Below are 18,126 nucleotides of genomic sequence, written 5' to 3'. Positions count from 1 at the left end.
GCGCGTGACTTCGGAGCAACAGAATGAAAGCAAGACAGAAACGGCTGGCGTTCGTCGCTTTGGCGGTGCTGGGTGTGGGCGCCGCCTCGGCGCTGGCCTTGACCGCCCTCAAGAGCAACATCTCCTATTTCTTCAGCCCCTCGCAGGTGATCGCCAATGAAGCCCCGCCGGACCATGTCTTCCGGCTCGGCGGATTGGTGACCAAGGGCACGCTCGCCCGCCAGGAGGATGGACTGACCATCCACTTCGACGTCACCGACAATGCGCAGACGGTCAAGGTGGCCTACACAGGTATCCTGCCAGACCTCTTCAGCGAGGGCAGCGGCGTGGTCGCCAAGGGGCGACTCGGACCGGACGGCGTCTTCTATGCCGACGAGGTCCTGGCGAAACATGACGAAGACTACATGCCGCCGGAGGTCGCCAGCACCTTGAAGACGGCCCACGCGGAGGGCGTGGCGGATGCCGCCGCCGGCATCAACGGGGCATCCAACTGATGGTCCCCGAGCTCGGACACTTCGCCCTCATCCTGGCTCTGTTCCTGGCCATCATCCAGGCCAGCGTGCCCCTGGCCGGCAGCCTCAGCGGCAACCGCACCTGGATGTCGATGGCGCGCCCCCTGGCCTGGGGGCAGCTCACCTTCATCGGGATCGCCTTCCTCTGCCTGCTGCAGGCCTTCCTGACGGATGACTTCTCCGTCATCTATGTCGCGACCAATTCCAACAGCCTGATGCCGACGGCCTATAAGGTCTCCGCCATCTGGGGGGCGCATGAGGGATCCCTGCTGCTGTGGGTCTTCATGCTGGCCGGCTGGGGCGCCGCTGTGGCCGCGTTGAGCAAGAATCTGCCGCTGGCCATGATCGCCCGTGTCATCTCGGTGCAGGGCATGGTCGCCATCGGCTTCCTGCTGTTCACGGTCCTCACCTCGAACCCCTTCGACCGGATCTTCCCCGCCCCTCTCGAAGGCCGCGATCTCAACCCGCTGCTGCAGGATCCGGGGCTCGCCATTCACCCGCCCATGCTCTATATGGGCTACGTCGGCTTCTCGGTCGCCTTCGCCTTCGCCATCGCCGCGCTGATCGGCGGCAAGCTGGACTCGGCCTGGGCGCGCTGGTCGCGGCCCTGGACGACGGTCGCCTGGATCTTCCTCACCATCGGCATCGCGCTCGGCTCCTGGTGGGCCTATTACGAGCTGGGCTGGGGCGGCTGGTGGTTCTGGGACCCGGTCGAGAACGCCTCCTTCATGCCCTGGCTCGCCGGCACGGCGCTCATGCACTCGCTGGCGGTGACCGAAAAGCGGGCGGCCTTCAAGACCTGGACGGTGCTGCTGGCAATCTCCGCCTTCTCGCTGTCGCTGCTCGGCACCTTCCTGGTGCGCTCGGGCGTGCTGACCTCGGTGCACGCCTTCGCGACGGATCCGACGCGAGGCAGCTTCATTCTGATCTTCCTGTGCATCGTCATCGGCGGCTCCCTGGCGCTCTATGCCTGGCGGGCGCCGACCATCTCGGGCGGCGGGCGCTTCGATCTGGTCTCGCGCGAGAGCTTTCTGCTGGTCAACAACCTGCTGCTGGCAACGCTCACTGTGCTGGTGCTCTTCGGCACCCTGGCGCCGCTGATCTACGAGGCCGCCGGCTGGGGCAAGATCTCGGTCGGTTTCCCCTGGTTCAACAAGATGTTCGTGAGCCTGTCGCCCTTCCTCGTGCTGGCGACCGGCACGGGTCCGCTCGCGCATTGGAAGCACGACGAGCCGCGGCGGCTGATCAAATCGCTCTGGCTTGCGCTGGCCCTGGCCATCCTCGTCTTCCTCGCGGTCTCCCTGCCGATCTTCTCGGCCGGCAACATGGCGATGGCATTCGGGCTGGCGATGGCCGCCTGGCTGGTCGGCAGCCACCTCGTCAGCCTCTTCGATCGACTCAAGCACAAGCATGGGCTCAAGGGGCTGGCCGCCGATCTCGCCGGCAACAGTCGCAGCTATTACGGCATGTGGCTGGCGCACATGGGGCTCGCCGTCTTCATCGTCGGCGTCACCATGGTGTCGATCCACGGCAAGGAGACGGACATCCGCATGTCGCCCGGCTCCGTCCACGAGGACGCCGGCTACCGCTTCCAGTTCAATGGGGTGCAGTCCGTTCCCGGCCCCAACTACAGCGCCTTCCGCGGCGATTTCGTGGTCTACCAGGGCGAGCGCGAGATCGCGCGCCTCTTCCCGGAAAAGCGCAACTACTTCTCGGGCGGCATGCCCATGACCGAGGCGGCCATCGACGCCGGACTGCTGCGCGACATCTACATCTCGCTCGGCGAACCGGTCGGCGACAAGGGCGACTGGGCCCTGCGGGTCTACTACAAGCCTTACGTGCGCTGGATCTGGCTCGGCTGTATCTTCATGGCCCTCGGTGGCGTGCTGGCCGTGACGGATCGACGCTATCGCATGGCTCGTCAAACCGCCGCCTCGCCCATTCCAGGCGGCGCGGCGGTGGCTTAGCTGCCGACCGCCAGCATGCGACGAGCTCCGCCTTGAGACGGACAGGGTCGACAGGATGATCGATCACCCTTGGAGGAGACACGCATCCCGTCGATTCCGTCCGATTTGACTCCGATCTTGCGCTGCCGCTGGACACCCAGGCCCGGTCGGGCCTGGCTCCTCTGGCAGAGGTATTCGCTCTCCAGGTAACCCTGCACTCATGAACACATCCGCTTCACGCGCCCTGATCCCGCTCGGGATCTTCCTGGCCCTGGCCGGTTTACTTTTTTATGGATTGAAGCTGGATCCAAGAGAGATCCCCTCGCCGCTCATCGATAAGCCGGCGCCGGATTTCACGCTGGAATCATTGAAGGATCCGAGCCAAACACTGACCAAGGAGGTCTTGCTGGGCAAGGTCTCCCTGGTGAACGTCTGGGCCTCCTGGTGTCCGTCCTGCCGCCAGGAGCATGCCGAGCTGATGCGCATCGCGCGACAGAACCAGGGCGTACAGTTCCTGGGCTTCAACTGGAAGGACACACGGCCCGAGGCGCTGCAGATGCTGCAGCAGTTCGGCGACCCCTACACCACCATCCTCTACGACCCGGACAACAGATCGGGCATCGATTGGGGCGTCTACGGCGCCCCCGAGACCTTCATCGTGGATCCCCAGGGCATCATTCGCCACAAGCACGTCGGCCCGATCGACGCCCGTGTCTGGGAGCAGGAGATCCGACCCATCGTCGAGCAGTATCAAGCGAAAAAATCATGACGCTCAGCCATCCAAACCGCCTTGTGGCACCGCTGGCCCTGGCCGCAACCCTCGCGCTCGGCGCGGCCCACGCCTTCACCCTCGAGGAATTCACCTTCGAAGATCCAGCGCGCACCGACGAGTTCAAGGATCTGGTCGGCGAACTGCGCTGCCTGGTCTGCCAGAACGAGTCCCTTGCCGGCTCTCAGGCCAGCGTCGCCCAGGACCTGCGCAAGGAGGTCTACCGCATGATGCAAGAGGGCAAGAGCCGCGATGAGGTCGTTGAATTCCTGGTCGCGCGCTACGGGGACTTCGTGCTCTACGAGCCACCGATCAAACCCTCGACCTACATCTTGTGGTTCGGACCCTTTCTCTTCTTCGGCCTCGGCGGCTTCATGCTTCTGCGCGCCATCCAGCGCAAGAAGGCCGAACCCGAGCAAGAGCTCAGTCAGGCCGAGCGCGAGCGACTGCAGCAGCTCCTCGCCAAGACCGACCGCAACGACTAGAGAAGAATAAGGCCCCATGATCATTTTCTGGATTCTCGCCGGCGGCCTGCTGGTCCTGGCACTCGTCTTCATCCTTGCCCCGCTGCTGGGATCCGCGCCCGCGAACGACGCCATCCGGCAGGACGCCTTGAACCTCGAGGTCTTCCGGCAACGCCTCGATGAATTGGACGCCGATTTGCAGGCCGGTTTTCTGGAGCAGGACAGATACGACGCCGCCCGTCACGACCTCGAGCGCGAACTGCTCTACGACGTCGGCGAGACCGGCACCCCCGCGGCGGAACGCGGCGACCGAGCGGGCTCGCGTCTCGGCCATTGGATACTGGGGACGGCGCTTGCCATCGCGCTCCCGCTCGGCGTCGTGCTCCTCTATCTGCAGCTCGGCGAGCCGCGACTGATCGACCCGCTGCAGGCAGGCGTCAGCGAGCAGGGCGCACCCGCGGCCGAGGATCAAAGCGCGGCCTCGCTGGAAGAGCTGGTTCAGCGCCTGGAAGACCGACTGAAAGAGAACCCGGACAATATCGAAGGCTGGCTGATGCTCGGCCGCACCTACTTCGCGACCGGCCAAACGGAGCAGGGACTCAAGGCCATCGGACAGGCCTACGCGCTCGCGCCCGATCAGGTCGAGGTCAAGCTCGCCTATGCCGAGGCACTGGCCGCCGCCAGTCCGAACAAGAGTCTCGATGGGCAACCCGCCGAACTCATCCAAGCCGTGCTGGAGCAGGAGCCGGAGAACCGCATCGCACGCTGGCTCTCGGGCATGATCGCCTTCCAGAAGGGTCAGTATGATTCCGCCGTGACGACCTGGAAGGCGATCCTCGCGGAGCTGGATCAAAACGGCGACGAGGCCGCCAATCTCAAGCAGATGGTGGCAGAGGCACAGACGCGCGCCGGAATCGCGGTGGACACCGCTGTCAGCGGCTCAGCCGATACGCCGCCCCCCGCTGAAGCCGCGACCTCGACCTCGGAGCCAGCCGCCGCGGTCCAACCGACCACAGCGACCGACGCGGGCGTCGCGATCCAAGTCGCGGTGCGCCTGGATGACGGCCTCGCAGACAAGGCGGCGCCGGACGACACCGTCTTCGTCTTCGCCCGCGCGGCCTCCGGCCCGCCCATGCCGCTCGCGGTGCAGCGGCTCCAGGTCAAGGATCTCCCCAAGACACTCACATTGGACGACAGCATGGCCATGACACCCGCCATGCGCCTCTCCGCCTTCGATCAAGTCGTGGTCGGCGCGCGCGTGTCGAAATCCGGCCAGGCCATGCCTCAACCCGGCGATCTCTTTGGGGAGACCAGCGCCCTCGCCGTCCGAGATGGCACCGAGACCGAGGTGCTGATCGATCAACTGAAGCCCTGAGCAAAAACCTGGCGGTGGCTCCCTGACGAAGAGCCAGCGGGCGTGACCCGCAAGCCGCCGGACTCACAGCGGGGCGCGGTCAGGCGGTCTCGCCCGGCGGGGTCTTCTCATAGGTTCCCACGAGTTCGGCGTGGCCCAGGATGTGGTCCTCCATCGCAAGCAGCAGGTCGTCTTTACCCGGGCTGCCAAGCTCGGCGGGCAGACAGAGGTCTAGGGCATAGAGCCGATGAAAATAGCGATGCCGCCCAATCGGCGGGCAGGGGCCTCCGTAACCCGTCCTGCCCCAGCTGTTCACGCCCTCCCCCGTCCCCGCGGGTAGCGCATCCGCGCGCACACCGTCGACCAGTCCAGGGCAGCTTGCCGGTATGTTGTAGAGGATCCAATGGTCCCAGACCATTCGCGGCGCCATCGGGTCCGGCGCATCCGGATCATCCACGATCAGCACCAGACTCTCCGTCCCCTCCGGAATACCCTCCCACGCCAGCGGCGGCGACACATCCTCGCCCTCGCAGGTGAAGCGCCGCGGGATCTCACCACCATCGATGAATGCATCGGATTTGAGAACTAGTGCCATCTTATTCCCTCCAGCCATGTGCTAACGTTTCGAACAACATAGGGAGTTTCCTGGCGTCTTGAAAGGTTGCCCCCGTTCCCTAGCTGTGCGTCCTTCGGCGGCCCTCCGGCCGCCGTTTTTTTATGCCGCCCCGCGTTGATTGAAACACGCTTCGGTGTCATGTCCCGAGCTCCCGCGCCTAAGCATACATCAGCGCGGAACGCCCAGTGCCAGGTCCAGCCAAACGCCATCCCGCCGCACCACACCCGCGCCGCCGAGCCGCCGGCTAACGCCTGCCACCGGGGCTCGAGAGCCTTGACCTGAAGCACCCGCACCGGATTTCTTGGCGCACAGCGCCTGAGTGACGCGCCGGTTACAGTATAATTTCGGCTCAACCGAGAGAACCTGAAGGGCGTTGACGAGGCGCCCTGCATTCACATCAAGCGCCACGACGGGACAAAAGATGTCTGACTACAACGCCGAAGACGTCCGCAACATCGCTCTGGTCGGTCATGCCGGCTCTGGCAAGACGACACTGGTAGAGGCACTCCTGGCCGCCACCGGGGTCATCCCGAGCCCAGGCAGCGTCGCCAAGGGGACAACCGTTTGCGATTTCGACCCACTGGAAAAGGACCTGCAGCACTCCCTGGACGCAGCCATCACCAGTTTCACGACCGGCGGCAAGCACATCAATCTGATCGACACCCCCGGCTACCCGGATTTCCTCGGACGCAGCATCTCCGTGCTGCCGGCGGTGGAAACCGCCGCCGTGGTGATCAATGCCCAGTCCGGTATCGAGCCCATGACCCTGCGGCTGATGAAGGCGGCGGACAATCGCAACCTTTGTCGCCTCATCATCGTCAACCAGATCGACGCGGACAACATCGACCTTGCGGGGCTCACGGAGCAGATCCGCGAGACCTTTGGCGCCGAATGCCTGCCCATCAACCTCCCCACGGAAGACAGCACGCGCGTCATCGACTGTTTCTTCCAGCCCGGCGGTGAAGGCGCCGCGTTCTCCTCCGTCGAGGAGGCCCACAGCCAGATCATCGACCAGGTCGTGGAGGTCGACGAGGCGCTGATGGAGATCTATCTGGAGCAGGGCCAGGAGCTCAAGCCGGAGCAGCTCCACGATCCCTTCGAGGCCGCCCTGCGCGAAGCCCACCTGATCCCCATCTGCTTCGTCTCGGCCCAAACCGGCGCCGGCATCCCGGAGCTGTTGGAGATCATGACCCGTCTCATGCCGAACCCGTCCGAAGGCAATCCCCCGCCTTTCCTCAAGGGCGAAGGCGCCGCGATGGAGCCGGTGCGCGTCAGCCCGGATCCCTCGCTGCACGCGGTGGCCCATGTCTTCAAGATCCTCAACGACCCCTATCGCGGCAAGCTCGGCATCTTCCGCATTCATCAGGGCCGGATCACCAACGCCAGCCAGCTCTTCGTCGGCGATGCCCGCAAGCCCTTCAAGGTCAGCCATCTCTATCGACTCCACGGGGGCGAGCAGGTCGAGGTTGCCGAGGGCGTGCCTGGCGACATCCTCGCCGTCTCCCGTGTCGAGGACATCCACTTCGATGCCGTGCTGCACGACTCGCACGATGAGGACCACTTCCATCTCTCCAGCCTGGAGTGCCCTGTCCCCTTGTTCGGACTGGCCATCAACACCGCCAAACGCGGCGACGAGCAGAAACTGACGGACGCCTTGCACAAGCTCGAGTCGGAGGACCCCTGTTTCCACATCGAGCACAACGCGAGCGCGAACGAGACGGTGATCCGTGGTCTCGGCGAGCTTCACCTCAAGGTTCTGCTACGGCGTCTGTCGGAGCATTTCCATGTCGATGTCGAGACGCATCCACCGAGCATCCCCTACAAGGAAACCATCATCGGCAAGGCGGAAGGACACCACAGACACAAGAAGCAGACTGGCGGCGCCGGACAGTTCGGCGAGGTCTATTTGCGGGTGGAGGCCAATGAGCGAGGCGCCGGCTTCGAGTTCATCGACGCCGTCGTCGGTGGCGTCATTCCGGGCAACTTCATCCCCTCCATCGAGAAGGGCGTGCGCCAGGTCCTGGACGAAGGGGCCATTGCCGGCTACCCGCTGCAGGACATCAAGGTCACCGTCTACGACGGCAAGTACCACCCGGTCGACTCCAAGGACATCGCCTTCGCAACGGCCGGTCGCAAGGCCTTCGTCGAAGCGGTGCTCAAGGCGCAACCGGTCATCCTCGAACCCGTCGTCAAGATCCGCATCACGGCGCAGGACTCGGCCATGGGCGACCTGGCCGGCGACCTCTCCAGCCGCCGCGGGCGCATCAACGGCAGCGAATCCAAGAGCCGCGCACGCATCGTCATCGAAGGCGAGGTCCCGCTTGCCGAACTCGACGGCTACGACGCCCGCCTCAAGGCCCTGACCGGCGGCGAAGGCACCTACAGCATCGAGCTGAGCCACTACGATCCGGTGCCCGGCACGATTCAGAAACAGATGATGGACGCCTATCAGAGAGCCGAGGACTAAGTAGCCGTCTATCAATTGCCTCCCGGTTTCTGGTCACGCAGCTCCAGCTGCGTGACCCATGCGATGAAGCTCCGCTTCACGAAGCGTTGGCGCAGCCTGAGGATTCATGAAGCAGAGCTTCGTCTCGCGGATGACGAAGCTGGAGCTTCGTCACCAGGCTCGAATCAGGACGTAGAAGACGGACAGTTCCTAAGGACAGACGGCCGAAGTGTCCCATGCGGGGCAAGGATGCCCCGCGAGCCATGAGTTTCCTTGCGCGCTCGTTGCGGTTTCACCCGCCTGTCTTCGGGCGCCACAGGGCAGGACGAGGACCACCAGTCCTGCACCTTCGCGCCTCCATCTGCTCGAAAAACCGCATTCGCGGACTCACCGCGGCCCGCGACCTCGCCACTTGCCCGCTCAGATCGCATGACATCCTTGATGAGTCGCCCGTGCGACGCTAGCGCCGTCTATAGTAGACCGCGGCAACGGATCCCAGGCCGCGCCAGCTGCATTGCAATACCGAATCCTCAGTATTGAGAGAGCCCCTTGATGTTATACAATGGCGGCTTTGTCTGAACTGAATCCGCCTTAGGATGCATTCCCGGAAGCGACATGACCAAGAAGCCCGATATCGATCCGCAAGAGACACAGGAGTGGCTCGACTCCCTCGAAGCCGTACTGGAGAACGAAGGCGTCGAACGCGCCCATTTCCTCCTGGAGCGCCTGGTCGATAAGGCACGCCGCTCCGGCGCCTACCTGCCCTACAGCGCCAACACCGCCTACCTGAACAGCATCCCGGTCCAGCAGGAAGAACGCTTCCCGGGCGATCTGGCCATGGAGCGCCGCATCCGCTCCTTCGTGCGCTGGAACGCCATGGCCATGGTCGTGCAGGCGAATCGACTCTCGACCGAGCTGGGGGGCCACATCTCGAGCTTCGCCTCCTCGGCGACCCTCATCGATGTCGCCTATAACCACTTCCTGCATGCCCGCACCAAGGACCACGGCGGCGATTTGGTCTTCTTCCAGGGCCACTCGGCGCCCGGCATCTATGCCCGCGCCTTCCTTGAGGGACGCATCAGCGAAGAGCAGCTCTACCACTTCCGCCAGGAAGTGGACGGCAACGGCCTCTCCTCCTACCCACATCCCTGGCTGATGCCCGGATTCTGGCAGTTCCCCACGGTTTCGATGGGGTTGGGTCCCATCATGGCGATCTACCAGGCCCGCTTCATGCACTATCTGCGTGATCGCGGCCTGGTCAACACGGCCAACCGCAAGGTCTGGGCCTTCCTCGGCGATGGCGAGATGGACGAGCCTGAGTCACTGGGCGCCATCTCCCTCGCCGCACGCGAACGGCTGGACAACCTGGTGTTCGTGGTCAACTGCAACCTGCAGCGCCTCGACGGCCCGGTGCGCGGCAACGGCAAGATCATCCAGGAGCTGGAGGCGGTCTTCCGCGGCGCGGGCTGGAACGTCATCAAAGTGGTCTGGGGTCGCTACTGGGATCCACTGCTCGCCCGCGACAAGCAAGGGCTCTTGCTCAAGCGGATGGAGGAATGCGTCGATGGTGACTACCAGGCGTACAAGGCCAAGGGCGGCGTCTACACGCGCGAGCACTTCTTCGGCAAGTATCCCGAGCTGAAGGAGATGGTCGCCAACATGACGGACGACGACATCTGGCGCCTCAACCGCGGCGGGCACGACCCCATCAAGGTCTACAACGCCTATCTCGCCGCCATGGAGACCACGGGCAAACCGACCGTCATCCTGGCCAAGACCGTCAAGGGCTATGGCATGGGCATCGCCGGCGAGGGGATGAACATCACCCACTCGCAGAAGAAGATGGGCGAGGCCCATCTCAAGGCCTTCCGCGACCGCTTCAACATCCCGATCTCGGACGACCAGATCGGTGCCGCACCCTTCTACAAGCCCCCGGCGGACGGCGCGGAGATGACGTATCTCCATCAGGCGCGCGAGCGCCTTGGCGGCTTCCTGCCGGCCCGCCGCGATGAGGCGCCGCCGCTCGAGATTCCCGGCCTCGACGCCTTCCAGAGTCTGCTCGAGGGCAGCGGCGACAAGGAGATGTCGACCACCATGGCCTTCGTCCGGCTGCTGACCATAATCGTCCGCGACAAGAAGATCGGCCAGTATGTCGTCCCCATCGTGCCGGACGAGGCGCGCACCTTCGGCATGGAGGGCATGTTCCGCCAGCTCGGCATCTACGCCTCGCAGGGCCAGCTCTACGAGCCGGTCGACGCCGACCAGGTCATGTACTACCGCGAGGACAAGAAGGGCCAGATCCTGCAGGAGGGCATCAACGAGGCGGGCGCCATGTCATCCTGGATCGCCGCCGCAACGGCCTATGTCAACCATGGCCAGAGCATGATCCCCTTCTACATCTACTACTCCATGTTCGGCTTCCAGCGCGTCGGCGACCTCGCCTGGGCCGCTGGCGACATGCGCGCCAAGGGCTTCCTGATCGGCGGAACGGCCGGCCGGACCACGCTCGCGGGCGAGGGTCTGCAGCACCAGGACGGCCACAGCCCCCTGCTAGCCTCGACCATCCCCAACTGCGTCACCTACGACCCCGCTTATGCCTACGAGATGGCCGTCATCATCCAGGACGGTCTGAGGCGGATGTATCAGGAGAAGGAGAACGTCTTCTACTACATCACCGCGATGAACGAGAACTACGTCCAGCCGCCCATGCCCGAGGACTGCCAGGACGGCATCCTCAGAGGCATGTACCGCGTGCATCGCGGCGAGGAGCGCAGCCATCGCGTTCAACTCCTCGGCGCGGGCGCCATTCTGCGCGAGGTTCTGGCGGCGGCCGAGCTGCTGGAGAGGGACTTCGAGATCGGCTCGGCGGTGTGGAGCGTCACCAGTTTCAACGAGCTGCGCCGCGAGGGCATCGCGGCCGAGCGCTGGAACATGCTGCATCCGGACCAGGCGCAGCGCGCCACCTTCGTTGAGAGCCAGCTGGCGGGAACACGCGGCCCGATCGTGGCGGCAACCGACTATATGCGCACCTACGCCGACCAGATCCGCCCCTATGTCCCGCGCCGCTACCTCGTGCTCGGGACCGACGGCTTCGGGCGCAGCGACATGCGCAGTCAGCTGCGAAAGTTCTTCGAGGTCAATCGCTACTACATTGCGGTCGCGGCGCTCAAGGCGCTCGCCGATGAAGGCGAGATTCCGACATCGATGGTCTCCGAGGCCATTGCCAAATATCGCATCGACCCGGAAAAGCCGCATCCGGTGACGGTATGAAGCAACCGGAACGACAGGCTTAGGAGGACATCGCGTGGCAACCGTCGAAGAGATTTTACTGCCTGACGTCGGAGACTTCTCCGACGTCGAGATCATCGAGATCCTGGTCGCCGAAGGGGACCGGGTCGAGCCCGAGCAATCCCTGCTCACCCTGGAGAGCGACAAGGCGACGATCGAGATTCCATCCCCCAAGGGCGGCATCGTCAAAGGGATCAAGGTCAAGGTCGGCGACCGCGTGAGCGAGGGGGATCTCCTGCTCATGCTGGAGACGGCCTTGCAGAGCCGTCCGCGGGAGAATGACACCAAGGATGCCCAGGCCACCGAGCCGGCGCCGCCCGCCCCACCGAAGGCAGAGAAGACAGCCGCCAGGGGGCATTCCGAGACGGACACCGAGCGCGAGTCGGTCTCGGTCGTGCTACCGGACGTTGGCGACTTCACCGACATCCCGGTCGTTGAGATCCTGGTCGCACCGGGCGAGCGCGTCGAAGTCGAACAATCCCTGCTGACCCTGGAGAGCGACAAAGCAACCATGGAGATCCCCTCGCCGCATGCCGGGGTGGTCGAGGAGCTCGCCGTCAAGGTTGGCGACACCCTGAACCCTGGGGATCTGATTCTCACGTTGAGCGTGGATGCGGCGCCGGAGTCCGGCAGCGAGGACACCCTGCCCGCGACGAGCACGGAGGCGACGCAAGACCCACCGCCCTCCCCCCCGGCCGCCAAGCCGGAAACCGCGCGCCGCGCGCCCGGTGAGGCTGAACGGCGTCAGGCGCCGGTGCTACCCCGGCCGGAGGACATGGCCGCCATCGCCAAGGGCCGGAAGGCGCATGCCAGCCCCGCCGTGCGACGCTTCGCACGCGAACTGGGGGTCGATCTGGCACGGGTCAAAGGCTCCGGCCCCAAGGGTCGTGCCCTCAAGGAAGACGTCCAGACCTTCGTCAAGCAGGCGCTCGCCCAGGGCCAAGCCAGTGACACAGGCGCTCCCTCAGCCTTCCAGCTCCCCGCCGCTCCGGACGTGGACTTCGCGCGCTTCGGCGCGATCGAAACCAGGGAGCTGCCGCGCATCCGCAAGATCAGCGGCCGGCACCTCCACCGCTGCTGGGTCGGCATCCCGCACGTCACCCAATTCGACGATGCCGATATCACGGAGCTGGAAGCCTTCCGTCAGCAACAGAAGGACAGCGCCGCCAAGCAGGGCGTCAAACTGACCTTCCTGCCCTTCCTCCTCAAGGCGGTCGCGACCGCGCTCAACCAGATGCCCGTCCTCAAGGCGTCACTGACCAGCGATGGCGAACGGCTCGTCTACAAGCACTACACCCACATCGGCGTGGCCGTCGATACCCCCAATGGCCTGGTCGTGCCTGTCGTGCGTGACGTCGATACCAAGGGGCTGTACGCGCTCGCCGTCGAGTTGACCGAACTGAGCACCAAGGCCCGAGACGGCAAACTGCTTCCCGGCGACATGCAAGGTGGCTGCTTCTCCGTCTCCAGCCTCGGCGGGATCGGCGGCACTGCCTTCACACCCATCGTCAACGCACCTGAGGTCGCCATCCTCGGCGTCTCCAAGTCCGAGACAAAACCCGTCTGGAATGGCCGTGAATTCGTGCCACGCCTCATGCTGCCGCTCTCACTCTCCTACGACCATCGCGTTGTCGACGGCGCCGAGGGGGCACGCTTCACCTCCCTGCTCAGCCAACTCCTCGGCGACATCCGGCAGCTATTGCTCTGACAGGCCTCAAGGGCAAACAGCCCGCACTCCCTGGCTCGCCCAGGGAGACGGGCGGCCCCTGATCAGCAGGGGATAAGCGGGTCCGCTACATTTTGATGCTCATAGCCTTGGGATTTTTGGTTTACCAAGAGAGTTCATCGCTCTTCATCTGCTGCGCATAACGCCCAAGATAAGCCGACCTGCGCGCCGCGCCAAATTTGAGATCCAGCACGACGCCGACCGCGCGGGGTCGGCTTGAGCGCCGTGTTAGCCTTTTTTGATGGCATATGTGCTATCATTTTCGCATGGCTTATCGCATCGTAGTTGACACAAATGTGCTGACAGCGGCACTCATTAGCCCAGACGGCCCGAATCGCGCAATTCTGCGGGGTTGCCTTCTTGGCGCTTATAAGCCACTGTTGAGCAACGCATTATTCTCCGAATATGAGGATGTGACCGCACGTCCCGCCATCTTGGAGCGTTGCCCGGTAGCCCCGGAAGACGTGAAGGTCTTGCTCGAAGCCGTTTGTTCTGTTGCCGAATGGGTACCGATCTTCTACCTATGGCGCCCGAACCTTACAGATGAAGGGGACAACCATGTGCTCGAATTGGCTGCGGCCGGCAACGCTCGTGTCATAGTGACCAACAACATTCGGGACTTTTCCAAAGGGGAACTTCGTTTCCCGGATATTCAGATAGTAACCCCCACCGATATGCTGAGAGAGGTCTGACATGGCGACGCTGACTGTACGACTTCCAGACGATAAGCATCTTCGCCTCAAAGCCTTGGCTAAGCGCAAGCACATCAGCGTGAATAAGCTCTTGGAAGAGCTTTCAACCCAGGCAATTGCCGAGTTCGATGCTGAAAGTAGATTTCGCGCTATGGCAGTCAAAGGTTCAATTGAAAAAGGCCTAGACGTTCTCGATCGTTTGGACAACGCGCTTCAAGGCTAACGCCTAAAATCAGCCGACCCAAAAACGCGCAGCGTTTTTTGGGTCGGCTGGATTTTTTTGTTAGCCCTATATTTCATTCGACTTACCTAAATTACAGACTGAACAAAGCGTTTGAAGATTATCTATGACGGTTTCTCCACCTTTACTCCATGGAATAACGTGGTCAACGTGTAACTCTACTCCTGGAGTAACAGCAGGTGAGGCTCCGCATGCGCAGCACTTGAAACTATCTCTCTGCAAGACCTTCCACCTCAGTCGCAATGATGGATCTCTTCCAGTATTTTTTACTTTGTATTTATCTGAATTGGTATTTGTGTTATCCGGAGCTTCTGTTTCTGTAGAGTTGGCATATTCAACAAAGGCACTCAAAGCTCCTGACCAAGAACCGAAAGTTCGATTATAGGGTGACTGAGAAATTCTGGATGGTTCTTTTGATAACTCACTTCGACGTGGTTGCCTACCGTAGTGCTCCCATAATCGAAGAATGTTCTCAAATAATTCTTCTTCTGAAATGTTTAACCGATTTGAAACCTCAAGCCCTGCTAATTCCAGTGCTTTATTCCATGAGCCAAATCGCCTTTCCAATGTTCTGTAATCGAAACTGCCGAACTCACCATAAGTTCTTTGCTGGACAGTGCTTGAGCCAATTTGTTCAGCGACACGCTTGAGATCAGAGAGCAACTCATCATCTTGTGCTGGTGCTCCCGAGACCCTACTAATTTTGAATTTGACTCTCTCTGTCATGTTTCTTTATTGGGCTAACGTCCGGCTCACCAGCGCCCAGGCCGGAGAGGTTTTTGTGGTAAAGTGTAGCGCAGCGAAACCCACAAAAACAGCGGAGGTTTGGGCGTCTGCGTGGAGCCGTTTGTTAGATTATTCCTCAATGCTATCTAGAATTGCGTGATACCTACGAGCAACATGCTCATCAGTTATGGCAAATTTAACTGCTTTATTATTTTGCTCAAGCGCAGCGACTATGCTAGGTATGTTCCTGTTTTTAGTCCCCAACAAGTTTAGCGAAATAGGTGCACCGACATTACTATAAAAAACGTTTCGAATATTGCCATATGAGGTTCGGCCACCAGATGATCCTATATAGCAAAGCACCAACCACTGAACATATTTTTGCATGCAATCTTCGGGGCAGAACTCTAGCCCTCCGATTTCTTCAAGGTTTCGCAAAAGCTCGCCATGTGTATTGTGGGCCCCCCAAGAGTAACCAACCTTTGTCATTTCTTCAAAGTAACTTTCAAAAAAATCTTTTATTTGTGCTTGTTTGAGGTAGGGTAACAAACCAGATCCATACGCAACCCTTGCTTCGATTAGCGTTGGCCCTCGTTTACCTATTTTCTGAACGAACTCTCTTGCACAGGTTATAAGCACTTGGCTTTGTGCCAAAGTCTTAATCGAATTTAACGCAAGATAACAATTTTGTCTCACAACATCAGGCAATTCGACGTTGAGTGAAGAGCTTACTAAAAATTTATATATTTCCAGCTGTCTTGGCTCTGGAGCACAGCGAAATTCCTCTAAGATATTCTCATTTAACGCAGATGGCTCTGCTTTTTCTACAATAGTCTTAATATCAGTGAGTTTAATAAGCTCAATTGGATCTCGTGAAAGGATTACATCTACGCAGGTTCTAAATATGTAAACACAATCTTCAATACCTGCTTCATATTCGTCATCCTCGTGTTCCAAGTCTTTTCGAATATCGTAAGCACGGAGGATGCGTCGGTATTCTGGCCTCGATAGCAAGCCCATTCGATAGGCCAGATCTATCATTTTCGATGTAGAGTAGTTTTCTATGCTCTCAGCATTCGAAATTGGAGGCAACTTATTTTGCTTGGCTGCTTCTGCTGCGATATCTACACCAGCGAATAATATTTTTTCTCTCAAATCATGGATAGATGCGTTAAACAATCTTTGACAGGCGCTACTTGGATCGACATGCAATAACTTCGTCACGCGCTGAATTAAATTCTTAGCCTGCCAATGCGGTCTTATTTGCGACAGTAATGCGTCCACACCGGAAGCTTCAATAAGCTCTTTGTTAGAATTCGGAATTAACTCTTGCCCTGTTGTCATTCGCTGCTTCCCCTCTATTTTAATCTAACAGTTAACTAGACAGAGTGTCGGTCATGCGTGCTAGGCAGATTCTGTCTAGTTCCAATAGGGTGGATTCTGCCTAGCTCCGAAAGCCCCTCGGTTGCGATAAGGGAGCTGGTGTGTACAATTCGATTGGAAGTACACGGCACTGGACGCTAGCACATGGCGCAAAGCGGCTCAACCACTGGAGATGCGATCGAGCGCTTTTGGGAGCGATTTCTCGATCTTGCGCGAAACCGGGGCGTGAAGGACTCCGCGCTACGTTGGTACGTGCGGAGACCTATCTGAAGGCATTTCCGAAGAAGCGCCTTGCCATGCATTCGGCACAGGACGTTGCCGGCTATCTCGAGCGGGTGGGCCGACTAGACAGAATCTCGGACTGGCAGTTCGAGCAGATCGTCAATGCTATACAGAATCTTCTGGAGACGGCACGGGCGCCGGTCGTCGATGAGATCGACTGGGAATACTGGCGCGATTCGGCGCGCACGCTGACACCGGATCATCCGACGATTGCACGGGAGTCACCGCCGGCTCAGATTCGCTCAGGGCGAGAGAAGCCGGTATCGGGGGCTCATTTCAAGGAGAAGGAGGAAAAGGGGACACTGCGGCCTGGCAAGGTCGCGTGTTCTAGCGGGTATGACTCCCGTCTGGGTAATCGTGCGCCGCGAGCCCAGTATCGAGCCTTGCGGCGTCGCTGGTAACAGCGGCGTCGATGCGTAGGCACGAAAGCAGGCGAGGTGCAAAGGTAGCGGGTGAAGCCGCCCTTGAAGGTGTTGAACCCCGTCAACTTTTTGCGTCGGGAGTGCTGACAGGTTTGTCCCTCCGGCAAGCAACAATCCGTGCCGCACGATGGCGAGCGGTACGGGTACTCCCCGGGGTCCGAGGCCGTATCGAGTCTGACATTGAGAGCACGTGGCAACCAGGGCCGTGAAACAGCAATCCTCTTGCGGCACCCGCTCAGCGGAGCGGTGTCGCGAGCGACCGCCATCGTTTCATTTTCCGGGATGCGGCCACTCCCGCATGCTCGTTAGGCGAGCGAGCTGGGACGATGCGCCACGCGCGGCTGGATTCGCTCGAGCAGGGTCGTCATGCAGAGCCAGTCCTTGAGGCTCGTCGCGCCGTACAGGCTCGCCATGGTCATGAGACCGTCGAAGAGATCGACCCCGTCCCACTGTGGGCGAATCAGCTCCTCCAGAGAGACACGTTCGTCGAAGCCGAGATGTTCATAGTTCAGCACCTGATCCGCACCGATCTGGCCCGCAGCCACGCACTGGATCGTCAGCGCGCCGCGTCGGTCGCCCATCAGCGTCAGCTCGACATGGCAACCGGAGGGGAGCCGTGGCCCGCCTCGAACGAGGAGACCGTCACGACCGATGCCGCTGGTCACATAGGGTGCGGACGTCACCATGCTGTGGTCGGACAGACGAATCGCGGCATCGAGCTGTCTTGGGAGGTAGGATTTCTCATCATCCTGTTGCATGGCGGTCTACTCCGAGCATCGACGGTTGGTGGATAGATCGTTGTGTCGTGTCTCGCCCGTATTCTGGACCAATCAAGCCGAATTACAATGGCGGACTTCGGCATTTTTCGCCCAAGCGCATAACGCCCTTGGGTGTTTACCTCTTCTCTTATTAGCCATTGATTAAATGACGTTTTTCTGATCTCAGAGGCCCACGAAAACCTCATCGATTGACAGGCATTCTTCTGTTTGACGATAGCGGTCTTGACGGCAGATCAGGGCGTCGATCATCCTTCGGACCAGTCGTCTTCGGTAGGGTGGACAAGCGCAGCGCAGTCCACCAACAACGGCGCGGGGTTCGGTGGACTTCGCTCTCGCTCGTCCACCCTACCGGTACCGGGTGGCCGCGGGTGCTTACGCACCCGCGGCTCCCACAGATCCGGACGTGCGGGACTACCGCATCCGGCTCCTCGATTGAGCGCTCGCTGCACAACACATGTCGCACACCCGTTGGACCCTGAA

The 18,126-nt window shown here is 61.1% G+C and carries 15 protein-coding genes; 11 read left to right on the top strand and 4 right to left on the bottom strand.

The genetic code is table 11. The features are described 5' to 3' along the window. Nucleotides 1-23: 23 nt before the first annotated feature. From ccmE to ccmI, 5 genes are all read left to right on the top strand, one after another. Nucleotides 24-494: a cytochrome c maturation protein CcmE gene (gene ccmE, locus CKO23_RS12690; protein ID WP_200331682.1), complete on the top strand. Its 471-nt coding sequence runs from the start codon at nt 24-26 to the stop codon at nt 492-494. Next, nucleotides 494-2,479, top strand: coding sequence for a heme lyase CcmF/NrfE family subunit (locus CKO23_RS12685; RefSeq protein ID WP_200331680.1), 1,986 nt, complete (start codon nt 494-496; stop codon nt 2,477-2,479). Before ccmE ends, CKO23_RS12685 begins: the two co-directional genes overlap by 1 nt. Nucleotides 2,480-2,678: 199 nt before the next feature. Continuing rightward, nucleotides 2,679-3,227, top strand: coding sequence for a DsbE family thiol:disulfide interchange protein (locus CKO23_RS12680; RefSeq protein WP_200331678.1), 549 nt, complete (start codon nt 2,679-2,681; stop codon nt 3,225-3,227). Continuing rightward, nucleotides 3,224-3,712 carry a cytochrome c-type biogenesis protein gene (locus CKO23_RS12675; protein WP_200331676.1) on the top strand — a complete coding sequence of 163 codons (489 nt, stop codon included), beginning with the start codon at nt 3,224-3,226 and terminating at the stop codon, nt 3,710-3,712. The genes CKO23_RS12680 and CKO23_RS12675 overlap by 4 nt, the downstream gene beginning before the upstream one ends. 16 nt (nt 3,713-3,728) lie before the next feature. Beyond that, nucleotides 3,729-5,066: a c-type cytochrome biogenesis protein CcmI gene (ccmI, locus tag CKO23_RS12670; protein WP_200331674.1), complete on the top strand. Its 1,338-nt coding sequence runs from the start codon at nt 3,729-3,731 to the stop codon at nt 5,064-5,066. 79 nt (nt 5,067-5,145) lie between these two features. On the opposite strand, the gene CKO23_RS12665 is transcribed toward ccmI, so the two are convergent. Then, a complete protein-coding gene (locus CKO23_RS12665) occupies nt 5,146-5,640 on the bottom strand; it encodes a YbhB/YbcL family Raf kinase inhibitor-like protein (RefSeq protein ID WP_200331667.1) in 495 nt (164 codons plus the stop codon). 442 nt (nt 5,641-6,082) lie between these two features. On the opposite strand from CKO23_RS12665, the gene fusA reads away from it, so the two are divergent. From fusA to CKO23_RS12640, 5 genes are all read left to right on the top strand, one after another. Beyond that, on the top strand, nt 6,083-8,128 hold the full coding sequence (gene fusA / locus CKO23_RS12660) for an elongation factor G (RefSeq protein WP_200331665.1): 2,046 nt from the start codon (nt 6,083-6,085) through the stop codon (nt 8,126-8,128). 594 nt (nt 8,129-8,722) lie between these two features. Beyond that, nucleotides 8,723-11,377 (top strand): pyruvate dehydrogenase (acetyl-transferring), homodimeric type, encoded by a 2,655-nt coding sequence (aceE, locus tag CKO23_RS12655; RefSeq protein WP_200331663.1) that lies wholly within the window; start codon nt 8,723-8,725, stop codon nt 11,375-11,377. Between the two features lie 34 nt (nt 11,378-11,411). Further along, the gene (gene aceF, locus CKO23_RS12650) at nt 11,412-13,103 is read left to right on the top strand and encodes a dihydrolipoyllysine-residue acetyltransferase (protein ID WP_200331661.1); all 1,692 of its coding nucleotides are present in this window, start codon (nt 11,412-11,414) and stop codon (nt 13,101-13,103) included. Nucleotides 13,104-13,387: 284 nt separating this feature from the next. Further along, nucleotides 13,388-13,813, top strand: a complete 426-nt coding sequence (locus tag CKO23_RS12645) for a putative toxin-antitoxin system toxin component, PIN family (protein WP_200331659.1) — start codon at nt 13,388-13,390, stop codon at nt 13,811-13,813. A gap of 1 nt (nt 13,814) precedes the next feature. Then, nucleotides 13,815-14,036, top strand: a complete 222-nt coding sequence (locus tag CKO23_RS12640; protein WP_200331657.1) for a toxin-antitoxin system HicB family antitoxin — start codon at nt 13,815-13,817, stop codon at nt 14,034-14,036. A gap of 66 nt (nt 14,037-14,102) precedes the next feature. Here the strand turns inward: CKO23_RS12640 and CKO23_RS12635 are convergent, their stop codons facing one another. Then, on the bottom strand, nt 14,103-14,780 hold the full coding sequence (locus CKO23_RS12635) for a homing endonuclease associated repeat-containing protein (RefSeq protein WP_200331655.1): 678 nt from the start codon (nt 14,778-14,780) through the stop codon (nt 14,103-14,105). 129 nt (nt 14,781-14,909) lie between these two features. Beyond that, nucleotides 14,910-16,124, bottom strand: a complete 1,215-nt coding sequence (locus tag CKO23_RS12630; RefSeq protein WP_200331653.1) for a hypothetical protein — start codon at nt 16,122-16,124, stop codon at nt 14,910-14,912. Between the two features lie 335 nt (nt 16,125-16,459). Here CKO23_RS12630 and CKO23_RS12625 point away from each other — a divergent pair, with 335 nt between their 5' ends. Beyond that, on the top strand, nt 16,460-16,846 hold the full coding sequence (locus CKO23_RS12625; protein WP_207168536.1) for a hypothetical protein: 387 nt from the start codon (nt 16,460-16,462) through the stop codon (nt 16,844-16,846). Nucleotides 16,847-17,172: 326 nt separating this feature from the next. On the opposite strand, the gene CKO23_RS12620 is transcribed toward CKO23_RS12625, so the two are convergent. Then, the gene (locus CKO23_RS12620) at nt 17,173-17,625 is read right to left on the bottom strand and encodes a hypothetical protein (RefSeq protein ID WP_200331649.1); all 453 of its coding nucleotides are present in this window, start codon (nt 17,623-17,625) and stop codon (nt 17,173-17,175) included. Nucleotides 17,626-18,126 lie beyond the last annotated feature (501 nt).

The sequence above is a fragment of the Thiocystis violacea genome, from assembly GCF_016583565.1.
Taxonomy (GTDB): Bacteria; Pseudomonadota; Gammaproteobacteria; order Chromatiales; family Chromatiaceae; genus Thiorhodococcus; species Thiorhodococcus violaceus_A.
The sequence above is the reverse complement of the archived record's forward strand: the minus strand, read 5'-3'. Positions and strand labels throughout refer to the sequence as shown.

Excerpts from the sequence above, each read along its gene's own strand:
- ccmE (WP_200331682.1), top strand. The coding sequence starts at position 24 with ATGAAAGCAAGACAGAAACGGCTGGCGTTCGTCGCTTTGGCGGTGCTG.
- CKO23_RS12685 (WP_200331680.1), top strand. The coding sequence starts at position 494 with ATGGTCCCCGAGCTCGGACACTTCGCCCTCATCCTGGCTCTGTTCCTG.
- CKO23_RS12680 (WP_200331678.1), top strand. The coding sequence starts at position 2,679 with ATGAACACATCCGCTTCACGCGCCCTGATCCCGCTCGGGATCTTCCTG.
- CKO23_RS12675 (WP_200331676.1), top strand. The coding sequence starts at position 3,224 with ATGACGCTCAGCCATCCAAACCGCCTTGTGGCACCGCTGGCCCTGGCC.
- ccmI (WP_200331674.1), top strand. The coding sequence starts at position 3,729 with ATGATCATTTTCTGGATTCTCGCCGGCGGCCTGCTGGTCCTGGCACTC.
- CKO23_RS12665 (WP_200331667.1), bottom strand. The coding sequence starts at position 5,640 with ATGGCACTAGTTCTCAAATCCGATGCATTCATCGATGGTGGTGAGATC.
- fusA (WP_200331665.1), top strand. The coding sequence starts at position 6,083 with ATGTCTGACTACAACGCCGAAGACGTCCGCAACATCGCTCTGGTCGGT.
- aceE (WP_200331663.1), top strand. The coding sequence starts at position 8,723 with ATGACCAAGAAGCCCGATATCGATCCGCAAGAGACACAGGAGTGGCTC.
- CKO23_RS12645 (WP_200331659.1), top strand. The coding sequence starts at position 13,388 with ATGGCTTATCGCATCGTAGTTGACACAAATGTGCTGACAGCGGCACTC.
- CKO23_RS12640 (WP_200331657.1), top strand. The coding sequence starts at position 13,815 with ATGGCGACGCTGACTGTACGACTTCCAGACGATAAGCATCTTCGCCTC.
- CKO23_RS12635 (WP_200331655.1), bottom strand. The coding sequence starts at position 14,780 with ATGACAGAGAGAGTCAAATTCAAAATTAGTAGGGTCTCGGGAGCACCA.
- CKO23_RS12630 (WP_200331653.1), bottom strand. The coding sequence starts at position 16,124 with ATGACAACAGGGCAAGAGTTAATTCCGAATTCTAACAAAGAGCTTATT.
- CKO23_RS12625 (WP_207168536.1), top strand. The coding sequence starts at position 16,460 with ATGCATTCGGCACAGGACGTTGCCGGCTATCTCGAGCGGGTGGGCCGA.
- CKO23_RS12620 (WP_200331649.1), bottom strand. The coding sequence starts at position 17,625 with ATGCAACAGGATGATGAGAAATCCTACCTCCCAAGACAGCTCGATGCC.